At 66.0% G+C, this 13,953-nt stretch carries 12 protein-coding genes; 2 read left to right on the forward strand and 10 right to left on the reverse strand.

The genetic code is table 11. The annotated features are described in order from the left end of the window. Nucleotides 1–22: 22 nt before the first annotated feature. Nucleotides 23–1,204: a hypothetical protein gene (locus WIX41_RS11310; protein WP_339447575.1), complete on the reverse strand. Its 1,182-nt coding sequence runs from the start codon at nt 1,202–1,204 to the stop codon at nt 23–25. A gap of 136 nt (nt 1,205–1,340) precedes the next feature. Then, nucleotides 1,341–2,330 carry an MDR family oxidoreductase gene (locus WIX41_RS11315; protein ID WP_339447577.1) on the reverse strand — a complete coding sequence of 330 codons (990 nt, stop codon included), beginning with the start codon at nt 2,328–2,330 and terminating at the stop codon, nt 1,341–1,343. 108 nt (nt 2,331–2,438) lie between these two features. Here WIX41_RS11315 and WIX41_RS11320 point away from each other — a divergent pair, with 108 nt between their 5' ends. Both WIX41_RS11320 and WIX41_RS11325 read left to right on the forward strand, forming a co-directional pair. Then, nucleotides 2,439–2,771: a winged helix-turn-helix transcriptional regulator gene (locus WIX41_RS11320; RefSeq protein ID WP_339447579.1), complete on the forward strand. Its 333-nt coding sequence runs from the start codon at nt 2,439–2,441 to the stop codon at nt 2,769–2,771. A 150-nt stretch (nt 2,772–2,921) separates the two neighbouring features. Further along, on the forward strand, nt 2,922–3,569 hold the full coding sequence (locus WIX41_RS11325; protein ID WP_339447581.1) for a hypothetical protein: 648 nt from the start codon (nt 2,922–2,924) through the stop codon (nt 3,567–3,569). A 28-nt stretch (nt 3,570–3,597) separates the two neighbouring features. Here WIX41_RS11325 and WIX41_RS11330 read toward each other — a convergent pair whose 3' ends face one another. The 8 genes from WIX41_RS11330 to WIX41_RS11365 form a co-directional block, all read right to left on the reverse strand. Further along, nucleotides 3,598–5,166, reverse strand: a complete 1,569-nt coding sequence (locus WIX41_RS11330) for a serine hydrolase domain-containing protein (RefSeq protein WP_339447583.1) — start codon at nt 5,164–5,166, stop codon at nt 3,598–3,600. Between the two features lie 139 nt (nt 5,167–5,305). Next, nucleotides 5,306–6,886, reverse strand: a complete 1,581-nt coding sequence (locus tag WIX41_RS11335) for a M56 family metallopeptidase (RefSeq protein WP_339447585.1) — start codon at nt 6,884–6,886, stop codon at nt 5,306–5,308. Further along, a complete protein-coding gene (locus WIX41_RS11340) occupies nt 6,883–7,278 on the reverse strand; it encodes a BlaI/MecI/CopY family transcriptional regulator (protein ID WP_339447587.1) in 396 nt (131 codons plus the stop codon). The genes WIX41_RS11335 and WIX41_RS11340 overlap by 4 nt, the downstream gene beginning before the upstream one ends. A gap of 246 nt (nt 7,279–7,524) precedes the next feature. Further along, entirely contained in the window at nt 7,525–7,890 is a 366-nt protein-coding gene (locus WIX41_RS11345; protein ID WP_339447589.1) for a hypothetical protein, read from the reverse strand. A gap of 39 nt (nt 7,891–7,929) precedes the next feature. Beyond that, nucleotides 7,930–11,172 carry a winged helix-turn-helix domain-containing protein gene (locus WIX41_RS11350; protein ID WP_339447591.1) on the reverse strand — a complete coding sequence of 1,081 codons (3,243 nt, stop codon included), beginning with the start codon at nt 11,170–11,172 and terminating at the stop codon, nt 7,930–7,932. Between the two features lie 109 nt (nt 11,173–11,281). Continuing rightward, nucleotides 11,282–11,977, reverse strand: a complete 696-nt coding sequence (locus tag WIX41_RS11355; protein WP_339447593.1) for a hypothetical protein — start codon at nt 11,975–11,977, stop codon at nt 11,282–11,284. Beyond that, complete coding sequence (locus WIX41_RS11360; RefSeq protein ID WP_339447595.1) at nt 11,974–13,002, reverse strand: hypothetical protein; 1,029 nt, start codon at nt 13,000–13,002, stop codon at nt 11,974–11,976. Before WIX41_RS11360 ends, WIX41_RS11355 begins: the two co-directional genes overlap by 4 nt. Beyond that, nucleotides 12,999–13,952 carry a hypothetical protein gene (locus WIX41_RS11365; protein ID WP_339447597.1) on the reverse strand — a complete coding sequence of 318 codons (954 nt, stop codon included), beginning with the start codon at nt 13,950–13,952 and terminating at the stop codon, nt 12,999–13,001. Before WIX41_RS11365 ends, WIX41_RS11360 begins: the two co-directional genes overlap by 4 nt. Nucleotide 13,953: the final 1 nt, after the last annotated feature.

Here is a 13,953-nt window from a genome sequence, read left to right on the forward strand (position 1 = left end):
GCTGTCGTGCTGCTCCGCCCTCTCAAGGGCCATCCGGCCCGCCGTGTGATTGTCGAGTCTTCACAGCGCTGGCGGAAGGGCGGGCGGCTGGGAACCAAGTATCGACTTCGGCTGCCTTGATTGGCGCAGAAATGGCCTCGCCTTTGAATTCCCAGCCGGGCTGACTGATCACCACGTGGCTACCCACACGAGTGAGAATGTCCACGGGCCCTGCGGATCTGAGCATCCTATCTCCTGGAACCTCTGTGCACTCTTTTACGATGTCAGCGACCTTCAGGGAGCTGCAACCGCGCGCGGTGAGGATGACTGTCTGGTTCCTGAGCATGCCGACGCGTAGCTGTGAAGCCGCAGCATCCATTGCGGCGAACGCAATTCCCAAGGACACCACAATGTAAATGGCAACGAACAGCAGCGCGTTGGCCCTCACCGGGTTGGGAAGGCGAGAGGTTGAATAGATACAGAAGTGCGCAAGCGGAAGCGCCAGGAGCGGAATTATTCCGCGAAGCTCCACTTTGAAGACATCCGCAGAGGGCAGCACGCTGAGCATGATCAGCGCGAAAGGAATCGCAGCGCTGTAAAGCAGCCACGTGAGCAGCAAGAGACGCCAGCGCCAACCGACTTTGCTTTCGCGGATGCGCCGGGTGAATTTGCCTCTGCTTAGCGCGGCGAGTACCGCTGATAGCAGAAGGCCAATGCCGAAGAATGAGATGAATAAGCCATCCCGGATCCCCTCTGGCGCGAGCATTGTCAATGATAGTGTCGCCACGGCCAAGAAGAATCCGGCGTAGGAGATGGCCAAGACGAGGGCGAACGTGCGGTTCTTACTGGGCTTTGAGACCACCGGAGCATCCAGTGAGTCCGGCTGCAACGCCTCCCTTTTGGGCGCGTAGAGGCGCCGGTACCGCGAACTCTTCCCTGGGAGTTCTTGTCGGGGGATGAGGCGCGCAGCGCCCCAGGATTCGTAACAGGCTGCTGGGAGCAGGTACACCGTAAGAAATAGAACTGCGGTGACGACCGTGAAGGAAAGAATCGCTGTGCCAACCAAACCCAGATCTGCCAAGGATAGAGCAGGAAGATAGCCAATCCTTGCAAAGTGGGCGAGCAACAGAAGAGTGGCAACCGCTCCTGATACCCAGCTGTGCTCTTTCAGGAATTTAAGTGCGTCTATCAGATAGACATGGGGAAGACGACTGTCTGGTGTCATTGAGAATGCCGTTCAGGTTGTTGCTTTGCCGAGTCGATAGCGGATGAGAAGCAGGCAAGAAGTGCAGGTTGAATATCGGCCCTCGCTGCATGGCCTTTAGCCAACCCGATCTACTTCCGCTGCTTATGGCCAGCCCTCAAGCATTCACATCAACCACCAACCGCCCCCGCACCTTGCCTTCCAGGAACGCCGGGAAGACTGCCAGCACGTCCTTCAGGCCAATCACCTCCACGGTGCTCGCAAGCTTGCCCATGTCGAGATCGGCCGCCAATCGCGACCATGCTTCTTCGCGCACGTTGTGGGGCGCCTGCACCGAATCGATACCCGCCAAGGTCACATTACGCAGGATGAAAGGCAGCACCGAAGTGGTCAGGTCATCGCCCTGCGCCAATCCAGCAGCAGCCACCACACCCCGGTACTTCGTCTGCGCCAGCGCATTGGCCAGCGTGTGGCTGCCGGCCACATCCACTACGCCCGCCCAGCGCTCGGCATCCAGCCCACGCGTGCGCGGGGCGGCCAGCGTGGCGCGGTCGATGAGCTCGGCGGCGCCCAGGTCCTTCAGGTACTGCGCGTGCTCCGGCCGGCCGGTGGAGGCCACAACGCGGTAGCCCAGCTTGGACAGGATCGCCACGGCGATGGAGCCCACGCCGCCGTTGGCGCCGGTTACCAGGATGTCGCCGTGCTCGGGCTTCACTCCGCCGTGTTCCAGCGCCAGCACGCACAGCATGGCGGTGTAACCGGCGGTGCCGATGGCCATGGCGTCTTTGTTGCTGATGCCGCCGGGCAGCTTCACCAGCCACTGCCCCGGAACGCGCGCGCGCTGGGCCAGGCCGCCGTGGTGGGTCTGGCTCAGGCCGTAGCCGTTGAGCACCACGCGCTCGCCCGCGCGGAAACCGGCATGGCTGGAGTCAACCACGGTACCGGCCAGGTCGATACCGGGAATCATTGGGAAATTGCGGATGATCGGCGAGCGATTGGTCATCGCCAGCGAGTCTTTGTAGTTCAGCGTGGAGTAGTCCACCTGCACCAGCACATCGCCTTCGTGCAGGTCCGCTTCGTCAAAGCTCACCAGCTTCGTGGATACCAGGCCATCTTCTTTGCTGGCCAGCAGGGCGTTGAATTTCATGGGCGTGCATCACCTTGGGGGACATGAGCTGCATGCTATGGTCGTGCCGTGGTAGTCACAAGAACTATGCTTTTTCATAGGTACTACGGTTTTCAGGAGTATCCCGTAATGGCACGGCGCGTATATGGCAAACCCGGTTGCAGCGTAGAGGCTACGCTTTCGGTCATGGGCGGCACGTGGAAGCCGGTGATCCTGTTCTATCTGGTATCCGGCACCAGGCGCTTCATGGAGCTGACCCGGCTGATCCCCAACGCCACCCAATCGATGTTGACCAGCCAGCTCCGGGAGCTGGAAGCCGACGGCGTAGTCGTGCGGCATGTGTACCCGGAGGTGCCGCCGAAGGTGGAGTACCGGCTGTCGGAGCTGGGGCAGACACTGGTGCCGGTGTTGTTGGCCATGCGGGATTGGGGGACGGCTTACAAGCGGATGAACCGGGAGTAGGCAAGGAGTGCACCTGACAAGGCGTCTCTACAGGCTGTTGGCTCCTGCGTGCCCTTGGAGCCGTGAGCGGATCCTGCTTGGGTCGGCCGCATGAGATCCCTAAGGTTAATGGCAGACGTGCCGATAGGCCGGAAGAGCCAAGGAGTCCACATGTTTGACACTGAATCGCTGAGCAAGGGTGGAGTTGTGAGTCTGATCGCCTTCTTTGTGGCGATCGTTCCGCTTGTGGTGAAAGGTCTGTATGCGCTCACTCGAGGCTGGGCACAATCCCGAAAGGAATTTCTAGATGCATGGGATCCAACGAAGGTGGGGGATTCATTGTGGCTGGAGACTGTCGTGATGCATGCGTTCGGTAATCATCCTCCCGCAGCCGTCATACGCGGCGTTCTTCAGCTACGAGAGCCTCGCAGAATGCTTCGCGATCTTTCGGTCAACTGGAGGTACTTCGATGGTGATGACGTCCGATCCATTCGATGGAAGAAGATGTACAGAAACAACAACGTGCTCCGTCGGGTTGAGATGCTGGCCCTTTCAGTCCTCTACGTAGTTCTCTGTACGGCCGCTATTTTGATGTTTAGCTCAGGCGAAACCGCGATGATGGTTGGTGGAGTGATTGTGTTTGTGCTGGCCTTGCTCTGCCTGGGAGTGCCTCTCGAAATCAGCAGCGTCAGCAGTGTCATGGAAAAACTTGCCACACTCAATGCAGAAACGCGGTCGGCGCATATCGAGACTAAGCCGGTACACCTCCAGAGGCGACGCCGACGCGAGCGTAGGGCCGAGATTTCGCACGGAGTCTGACCGAATCTGGCGTGTACCAGGTGCAGTACTACAATTTCCGCACGTACCGCGCCCGGCCTTCGCCATGCACCACGCTCAGTGCATTCACCTGCCCACGTGCATCGCGATGAAACTCGATCTGCAGCCCATCGATATCCGGTGACACGAACCGGTTCGGGCTGAGCGGCAGCACCTGGCCGTCGCGCGGGGTGCCGGCCACGCCCACTCGCATTTCGCCATTGGCCACCTTGACCTGCAACGCGGGGATGTCGAAGAAGTCGGCCAGGGCGCGGCGCTGGTCCATGGGGATGGCGTCGTCGCGCTCGAACACGCCTGCGTAGTCGGCGTAGCGGGCATCGCGCAGGTCGAGCGCCACGGTGCGCACCGGTAGGTTCATGCCGCGCCCGATGGCATCGCTGAGCGCGTTGCGGATCTCGGCGGCCAGCTCGGCGCCGTTCTCGCCGTTGGTGAGGATGACAAAGCCATCGCCGGTTTCCAGGTAGCCCTCGATCCAGGCGCGGTAGCTGTCGTTGGAGCCGCCATGGTGGAAGATGCGGGTCTGCCCGGCACCGTCCAGGCGCGGGCCGAGGCCGTGCCAGCTGGGCGAGACCTCGGTCATCATGTCGATGGCGATCGCGCGCGGCAGGAAGTTGCCCTCGCCGCGATAACTTGCGGTGAGCGCGGCCACGAACGCGGTCAGGTCGTTGGCGCTGGTCCACAGGCCGGAGGCGCCCTGTTCGGGGAACGATTGCCAACCGCGCGGCAAGGCGGTGAGCGCGCCGTCGCTATCGTGGGCCTTGGCGATGTTGTCGGTACCCGGCTGCGGGTCGCTGTAGCGGCTGCGCTGCATGCCCAGCGGTGCGAACACCTGCGCGCGGGCGATGGTGTCCAGCGGCTGGCCGATGACATCTTCCAGTACCTGCTGCTCCACCATCACGCCACCACCGGAATAGTCGCCGCGCTCGCCGGGCGTGTGAACCAGCCGCACGGGTTTGTTTTTCGCCGGGGCGATGCCGTCGAGGGTCTGCAGCAGGGTGGGCAGCGGCTCGCCGGGCAGGTAGTCGGCGAAGCCATGCACGCCCAGCCCGCTGGTGTGCGACATCAACATGCGCAGGGTGAGTTGCGGGGCGGGCACCGCTTCGGTGGCGGGTACCTTCCAGCTGCGCAGGTAGGCGGCGATGTCCTGGTCGAGGGCGAGCTTGCTGTCAGCGGCCAACCGCAACGTGGCGGCGGCGGTGACGACTTTGCTTACCGAGCCTACCGAGAACAGCGTGTCTGCATTGACTGCGTGAGTGGTGCCGGTTTCGCGGGTGCCGTAGCCGGTGCTGTGCACCAGCTTACCATCACGCAGCACGGCGATGGCCACGCCGGGGACGTGGTGTTGGGCCATGCGTGCCTGCAGCGACCAGTGCGGTAGTGCGGCGTTGGGTTGCAGCACCGTGGGGCGCAGGCCGGTGTTGAGTGCGGCCTCGATCGCAGGGTCCTTGCGATCGGCGGCGAAGGCCGGTGCGACGAGCAGCAATGCCATCGCGGTGCACAGGGTGCGGCCCAGCAGCGGCGAGGGTGCGCGGTTGCGCAGGGGAACTGCAGCGGTGTGGGAGGTTGGGGCGTAATCCATGCGGGGCCTCTTCGGGGTTGGGCAGCGCGAAGCGGAGGCGTGCGGGTGCACGCCGCTGGGACAGCGGGGAATTGCGGACAACAGCGGGCCGTGGGTGGCCGTGGCCGGCCGCCGGATGGGTGTCGCGGGTAGGCGTGGCTTAGCGGCGGGTGGTGATGGCGCCGCGCTGCACGAGGTAGTCGCGCACATGCGGATTGCGCGCCTGGTTGAGCGGGGAGCGCCACTGGCCGGCATCGGCCACTACGCCCAGGTTGACGTCGGCGCCGTGGTCGATGAGGAAGGCCACGGTGTTGACGTCGCCGGAGCGGGCGGCGTTGATCAGCGGGGTCTCATCGAAGGGCACGATGCGGTTCACATCGGCACCGGCAGCGACGAGGCGTTCCACCACCGGCAAATGACCACGGCGCGCGGCGGCGATGAGCGGGTTGCCGTCGCCGATGGCCTGCAGATCGGGTTGGGCGCCAAGCGCGAGCAGGGCATTGACGGTGTCGAGCCGGCCGTTGCGTGCGGCGCTGATCAGTGCGGTGCCATCGCCGCGTATGTTGGTATCGACGGATACGCCTGCGTTGATCAACTGCTGCACCTGGGTGATATCACCTTCCGCTGCGGCGTCGATCAGACGGGCGGCCTGCGGTGACACGTCGCGTTCGGGCTCGTCATCCATGATCCGCACCGGGACGGTGCCCAGACGTGGCGTGGCGGCTACGGTGACGCTGATGTGCGCGGCGAGGGCGAACACACAGAGCGCGCTCCACAGGAGGCGGGTGGTCCAGGCGGTGTGGGCGGTGTCCAGGCGCAGCAGGTTGTCGATGCGCTGGGACAGGCCGCTGCGGCTGCCGGACATGGCCACGGCAAGAGGTGCGTTGCCACGCTTGGTGGCGAGCAGGCCGTTGATGCCGGTGAGCAGGGAGTCGGCGTAGTTGCAGCCGCTGCCACCCTGCGCGGCGGCGCGGGTGTCACAGGCGATTTCGCGGGCCAGGTCCAGGCGCTTGCCGAGCAGGTGCAGGAACGGGTTCCACCAGTAGACGGCGAGAAGCGCGCGCTGGGCGGCGGCTACCCACAGGTCGTTGCGGCGGATGTGGGCGGCTTCGTGGAGGAGCAGGTCGCGCAGGGCGGTGGGAGCCAGGGTGTTGGCGAGGTGCGTTGGAATGAGGATGCGGGGGGAGAACAGGCCTACGACCATGGGGCCTGAGGCGGTGTCGGAGAGGGCAACGGTGGTGGTGTAGGGGAGGTCGCGGCCGAGCAGCGCGTTGAGGTGGGACGCGCGGCGGGAGGTGCGGTGCAGCAGAGCCGCTTGGCCAATGCCACGCATGAGTTGCAACAGGGCGTAGACGGTGCCGAGAAGCCAGAGCAGGGCGGCTGCGTTCAGGAGTAACGGGGCGGCGGTGGTGGCCGCGCGGTGTCTGGGTTCCGTGGGCCGACCAACGGTCGGCGCTACCGATGCGTCGGACGAGGCAGCGGTAATGGTCGTCGTAGGTGCCGATGGGGCAGCCGTAGCGGTCGCCGCAGGCGCCAGATACTCCGGCGTTGCCGATGGCAACAGCACCAGCAGCGGCGAGATCGCCGCCATTGCGAAGGCGGCGCAGAGGAGCCAGGAGCGCGCTTCGGCGCCCAGGCGGTTGCGGGTGACCACCAGGGTAACCAGGGTGAACAGCAGGGCGCTGTGCCAGAGGTGCTGCAGGGCGAAGGTGGCGAGGGCTTGGGTCCAGTGCACGGTCATTTCGGCTTCCCCGGTTTGGCGGTGTCGTCCACGCGCTTCTGCAGCGCCTGCAGTTCGTCCATGTCCATGTCGTGTTCTTCGATCAGGTGCTGGGCCAGCACGCTCGGTGAATCGTTGAAGAAGGATTTGAGCAGGTTCTCCAGCGCCTGTCGGCGCGCGTCGCTGCGGCTGATGGCGGCGCTGTAGATGAAGGCGCGGCCTTCGGCGCGGTGGTGTACCAGGCCCTTCCTGTCCAGCACTTTGAACATGGTGAGCACGGTGGTGTAGGCCACCGGCTTCTTCTTCGACAGCTCGTCGGCCACCTCGCGCACGGAGGCCTCCTTCTTCTTCCACAGCACTTCCAGGATGCGGCGCTCGGAATCGGTAAGTGTGGGCGAGGGCGGGCGGGCCATGAGCTGTCTACTGGTTCATTAGTTGATGGTTTGCATCCTGCTCTCGGCGGGCGCAGGGTGTCAACTATGTAATTAGTAATGGGCGGTGGGGAACACGGCTGGCACGGGATCATGCAGGGCGGGTCCGGTGCACGTGCATGCGTGGGCGGTGAAGCTGTCACGTGGGAATGTCGGCGCGATGCGGCCGGATATCGGCCGCATCGTTGTTCAGCCACGCATGGCGTGGCGCTACGAGAGGGGAGCCGCTCAGTCGGGGATGTTGAGGACCTGCGGGTCGCAGATGATCATGGAGCCCGGCGTTTCCAGGTCGGTGACGATGACGGCGACATTGATCAGTTCGTGCTTGGTGACGAAGTTTTCCATGATCGCCACCAGGCCGTCCTTGCCGATCTGCGGTTTGCTCATCTGGCCTTCGGAGGCGCTGGTGACCACGGTGCGGATGCGCAGGCCGTCGGAGCTGTCGTCGCTGATGCGATACACCAGCTGGCCGGGAACTTCGGACATCAAGCGGTCCGGGGTGAAGCTGTAGAAGTAGCGGCCATCGTCGGTGTTGCCGCCGCCCTTGACGCGCACGATGGTGAGATTGACGGTCTGGGTAAGTTCGGTACTCATGACATCTCCATATGAATAAAAGTGCCGACTGGCACGGGATCAGCGAAGGGTGGCCAGGGCCGGGCCCTGGTCGAGGCGTTGCAACAACGGGTCCAGTCGGCGCCACAGGTCGGCTGCTTCACGGTCGGTGCTGCGCTGGGGGGGCGTGCCCAACCATTGCGCGGCCTGCTGCAGGGCAACGGCGTGGCTGGCCGGGCCGGCGGCATCGAGTTCGGCACGCAGCACGGCGCTTTCCGCGCGTAGCAGGCGCTCGCGCCGCGAGGGCGTTTCGCTTGGCGGGAAGCCATCCAGCAGGTCCTGCGCCACGGCAAGATGCTGGCGGGTCTGCGCGGGCGTGCCGCCAAGATGGGCCAGGCGGGCCCTGCCAAAGGCGGCGCGGATCTGCAGGCGCGGCAGTTCGCGTACGTCGGCACCGCTGTCCAGCAGCGCGTTGAGCAGCGCGTCGGCGCGGCTGAAATGATCGGTGGCTTCGGCCAGGTTGTGCAGGTCCAGCGCCAGTTCCCCGGCCGAGCGGTGCGCCACGCTGCGGTCGCGCGCCCAGTCGCTGCGCTCGGGCTGGGCGGCGCCGATACGGTCGAGCAGTTGTACGGCCGCCTGGTAATCGATGCGGGCTAGCCCGCGCTCACCCAGGCTGGACAGAATCTGCCCGCGTTGGGTGCGCAGGATCGATTCGCGGTGCATCCATTCGGCATCCTGCGTGGCGCGCTGGCGCACGTCGCTGATGACGCCGATGGCCTCGTCATAGGCGTGGCGCGCCTGTGGCCATTGGCCCAGGCGGTCCAGTGAACTGGCCACCCAGGAGATGCTGTCGGCAAGGTCGGCGCGCAGGCGCAGGTCGTCTTCGTTCAACTGCAGGGCGCGGCGCTTGTACGCCACCGATTGCTGGAACAACGCCAGCGCCTGCTGGTGCTGTTCGGCGCCGCGGCTGAGCGTACCCAACGTGTTGAGCGCGTAGGAGGCTTCGAGCCAGGCCTTGGGGTCCTGTGGCGCCAGCGTGGTGGCGCGCTCGGCCGCCTGCCGGTAACCGCTCCACTGCTGCAGCGCTTGGGCGTTGTCGCCGCGCTGGTAGGCCAGGTAGCCGGCCCAGTAACGCGATTCGCCCACGTTGAGCAGGGCCTCGGCCGCGTCCGGCTGCTCGTGGACCAGCGCTTCGGCCAGCTGCAGCGATTCGGCCGCCAGCGGTGCGGCGGCGTCCAGGGTGCCGCGTGCGACGCGGATCTTGGCCAGCTGGCGCAGTACGCGCGAGCGCTCCAGGCGGGTGTCTTCGCTGCGCGCGTTGGCGCTGCCCAGGTCGCGCTGGATGCGGCTGCTGACATCGTCGAGCAGGTCCAGGCGGCCTACGCGTTCAAGCCGGTCGGTGAGATCGCCCAGCATGTATTCGACCATGCCGGCGGTACGCAGGCGGTCCTGTTCGGCCTGCAGGCGCGCGCGGTGGGCGATGGCAAAGCCGCTGGCGGCTACCACCGCCAGCACGCTCACGGTGGCAATGGCACCACGGCGCAGCCAGCGCTGGCGCCGCGCACGCCGCGATGAGCCGTCGATGAGTGCGCGCGAAGGCGCATCCAGCAGTTCGGGTCGGCGCTGTTGCAGGTCGCGCGCTTCGTCGAGCTGGCGTCCGGCCGGCAGCTGCAGGTCGCGGCGCTGGCCTTCCTGCTGCCAGCGCTGTGCCACCAGGTTCAGGCGCTCGCGCAGGCGCAGGTCATCGCGGTTTTCGGCTACGCACTGGGCCGCGCGCGGCCACGCGCTGAGCAGGGTTTCGTGGGCGATCTGCACGGCTGGCGCATTGTCTTCGGCGGTGCCCACCAACAGCCGGTTGCGTAGCAGGGCATCCACCAGTTCGCGCTCGGCGCCGCTGCCGAACACCACCATGGGCGCGGCCACGCAGCTGAGCTGGTCGCCGCCGGGCGAATGCCGTACCAGCTGTACCAGCACGCGCGGCAGGCTGTCGCGCGCGGCCGGGGAGACGTTGGCGATTACCCGTTCGGCATGTTGGCGCAGCGCGCCATCCAGCCCGCCGATGGCCTGGTAGGCGTCAAAGCCGAGCCGGCCACCGGCTTGGCGGTGTTCGTACAGCAACTGCAGGGTGTACTGCAGCAGCGGCAGGCAGTGGCGCTGGGTCAACGCTGCGTCGCGCAGCACGTCGTCGAGCCGGCCTGCATCGCTCTCTTCGAAGGTGAGTGCGGCGATCTGCGCGGGGCGGCGGATGATCTCGGCGATCTCGGCCGGGCCGGGCGGTGCCAGGTCGACATGGCCGCTGGGCTGCTTGAGCGCCAGCAGGCCAGGAACGGCAGCCAGACCGGGATAGGTGTTGCTGCGGCAGGCGGCCACGACGGCCACATAGCCGCTGCGGGCCAGCAGGCCAAGCAGGTGCGCGGCGCGCGCGGCTTCGTCGGGGTTGCCGTGTTCGAAGAAGAAATCGTCAAGCTGGTCGATGACCACCACCAGCGCCGGTGCACGTGCACCGGCCCGTGCGCCCTGCGCCGAATGCACGCGCGGGCCCAGCCGCTCTACGGTGCGTTCGGGAAGGGTGTCAAACCCTGAGCGCCAGCGGTCGACGTCGTGGCCGTCGAACAGCGCGGGGGTCATGGTGGTGACCAGTGCATCGGCCAACGCGGTCGACAGCGTCCTGGCCCCGGGGCCACGGCCATGGATGCGCGCAATGGCCACGATATCCAGCGCGCCGACGCCGGGCGGCGCCAAGCGCGGTACCAGCCCCGCATTGAGCAGTGAGCTCTTGCCGCTGCCACTGGCCCCCACCAGCAGCACGAAGGCGCACTGGCTGCGCCACTGCGCTTCCAGCGCCTGCATCAGGGTGGCCACGGCGGCACCGCGGCCGAAGAACACGCCGGCATCGTCGCTGTCGAAGGCGTCCAGGCCACGAAACGGGCTGCCCTGTGCACCGGGCTGCACCACCGGCGCCACCGGGCCGCGATAGCCGGCTGGCAGGGTGAGCGGCGCGATCAGGCGGTAGCCACGCTTGCGGATGGTTTCGATGTAGCGCGGCGCCACGGCGCTGTCGCCCAATGCCTTGCGCAGCTGCGCCACGGCCTTGTGCACGGGGTTGTCGCCCAGGTTGGCGTCGGCCCAGCATTCCACCAGCAGCCGCTCGGGCGAGATTACCGTGCCTGCGTGATAGGCGAGGAATTCCAGGGTTTCCATCGCGCGCGGTTCAATGGTCACCCGCCCGCTGTCATTGACCAGTGCGTTTTCCTTGGGAAATACGATCCACTCGCCGATGCGGAAATGCTCGACGGCCGGCGCCTGCTGTGGATGGTCACTCACGGCACTACCCTTCCCGGTCAGATGGCCGATAGTAGTGCAACGCCATGAAATGCGCGCCGGGCACGCAGGCCGGCCCGCTCCCTGGGGGCGGGCCGGCAGGGGTAGGCGGTCAGGCGCGCGCGTGGCGATCGGCTGCCGGGTAGTTGTTGCCCAGCACCGGCGCGTCGTTGGCATCGCCCGAGGCCGGGTAGTACAGCAGCTCATAGGTGTTGACCAGTTCTTCGCCGGACAGATCACCGGCGGCGATGGCCGCGGCCAGAGTGGGCGAATCGGGCTTGCGCAGGAACCCCACCTGCACCGCCACCCACGCATCGATGGGCAAGGTGTCGGGATCCTTGGCCCAGAAATTGAGCTGCAGCTGGGCCAGGTAGTCGGCCGGCAGATACCCCACCTTCTGCACCACCAGCTTGGGCTGGTTGATCTCGATCTGGCCGATCGACATTTTCAGGTCCGGATAGCTGGATTGCACGTCAAGCGAGAACCGGCTGCCCACCAGGCCGCCTGCAGGATCGGTGATGATGGTGAAGGCCATCAGCCACGGGGTGCCGTTCTGCTTGTAGCCCAGTGCCATCTGCCCGCTGGGCGCGGGCCCTTCCTTCGGCTGCACGTTGCGCTTGGCACTGCGCAGGGTGGTGACCGGCACGCCATCCAGCACGGTCTGGTCCACGCTGTGCCCCAGGCCCAGCCCGGGATGGGTGTTGAGGGTGAACGGGCCGAGCTTGAGCTGCACCTCCAGCAGGGACAGGTAGGCGCCCTGGAAGCTGCACAGCGGGTTCGGTTCGATGGGGGCGGGGGTGGTGTTCATGCCGGGTTCGCTCCTTTCATTACGCCCAGGGAGCCGACGGTGACCGACCGCAGGCCCAGGGCAGTGATGGTGGTCATGTCCAGGCCGAAATCGGCGGTGACCGGCGTGGCGAAGGCCATCAACGCAGCGTCGTCATAGCGGTTGACCACGCTTTCGGTGATGAACTCCACGCTGAAATCCTCCGGTTGCAGGTTGTTGGTCTGGTAGGTGCAGTTGACGTTGATGTTCCAGTTCACCGCCACGTCGAACGGGCCGAACATGTAGCGCAGTTCGTCGTTCTGCAGCACGGTGGTGGGCAGGAAGTTGATGTAGGTCCCATCGGGCAGCGGGTCCGGGCAGGAGAAGGAAATGGTGAAGCCCTTGCAGTTGCGCACCTTCAGCCCGCACATCCAGGTGGATCCTTCGGTGCCGGTGGAAAACGGCGCGGGGAACGAGTTGGCGCCGGTGGTGTTGGGCGCGATGTCGATGTTGTGGTGGGCGTAGTTGGGGTTGTCCTTGAGGAAGGTGACCAGCGCGCTGGCGGTGGTGATCTCCGGCGGCGGGTTCTTCACCGGGTGCGACTTGGTGGACAGCCAGGTGACCAGGCAGCGATGGCCGCTGTCCTTGGGGACGTAAGCGAACGGGTCGTCGGTGACGGCAATGGCGCCTGGACCGATCGGCCCCAGCGCGCTGCCATCGAAGCCGCCGCTGGTCTTGATGAAGGTCCATTTGTTGCCGCCGGGCCATAACACCACGGCCGGGTCGGTGAGGGCGAGATAGGCCAGGCCCACCGCTTCGGTGGTGGCCGAGGAATTCTTGGCCCGTACGTAGATGTAATTGGTCTGGCCCGACAGGAAGCCCACGCTGGATTCGTACTGGCGGTAGCTCTCGTCGGTGGCGAAGCGGGACGGGTTGGTCGGCTGGGTGCCCCACGGAATGATGTCCGGGGAGCTGAAACCGCCTACCCGGCCGGTGGGCGAGGTTTCATTCAAACTGGTGCGGACGAACAGGTCATTCCAGTCGGTGCCTGCGGTATTGCCGTTCATGGCTGACTCCTGTGCTGCGTGGAACCACGGGTGGCTGCATCCGTGGAAGGGGGTTGGGCGCGCCAGGAATGGCAGCCCAGGCGGAACAGAATGGGGGGCGCGGTAGTGCCGGGCACGCGTACCGACAGCACCAGGTCCACGCGTGCATCGGGCGCCGGTGGCAGGTCGTGGCTGTCGATGCGCAGGGTGAGTACGTCTTCGTACCTGGCGTGGACGTTCTTGATCAGGCTCACGATCTGGCTGCTGTTGGTGAGCTCGAACGGCTCCAGCCGCAGCGGGCCGTCGTCGCGGTCGGGGAGCACCGACAGGGTCCAGCCGACCGGGCAGTTGTGGCAGCGCAGTTCCAGCTGCATGTCCGCCGCTGCGTTGCGCTGCTGGTACTGGGCGGCGAAGGTGTAGCTGCCGGTGATGCCGAACGCCACGCTGCGCTGTGCGTAGCCTGCATTGTTCTCAAGGAACGCTTTCAGGTCGGCGACGGTGTCCAGCGCATCCGAAGGCGTTGGTTTGTGCAGGCGGGTGACCAACCAGGCGGCAAGGGTATCGGTGGCGCTTTCCGGCTGGCACTTGAACGGTGTGGTGAGCGCGGCATTCTGGCCGCCGTTGACCGTGAGTGGCACGTAGTCGCCACCGCCCGGCGCGGGCAGCGGCTTGAGCAGGTCCGGCCAGCACGGCAGGCTGGCCGCGCCCACCGCGAGGTACAGGCGGCCGGGCACATCGCTGCGGGTGGCGTTGGCGCAGCGCACGTACACGTTGTTGAAGACCGCCGGCAGCAGCGGCCGGCCAGGGTCTTCGTCCCACAGCGGCGGCTCTGCCAGCGCCGCCGGCGCAGGATCCAGTGCCTCGCCCCACGGCACGATGTCCGGGCAGTACGCCCCACCCATGCGTGGCAGCGCGGGGCCCTGGGGCACTGCACGCAGGTACAGGTCCGGTGGATCGTCATGGATGCGCACG

Origin of the sequence: Stenotrophomonas sp. AB1(2024) (genome assembly GCF_037482345.1) — a bacterium.
Lineage (GTDB): Bacteria > Pseudomonadota > Gammaproteobacteria > Xanthomonadales > Xanthomonadaceae > Stenotrophomonas.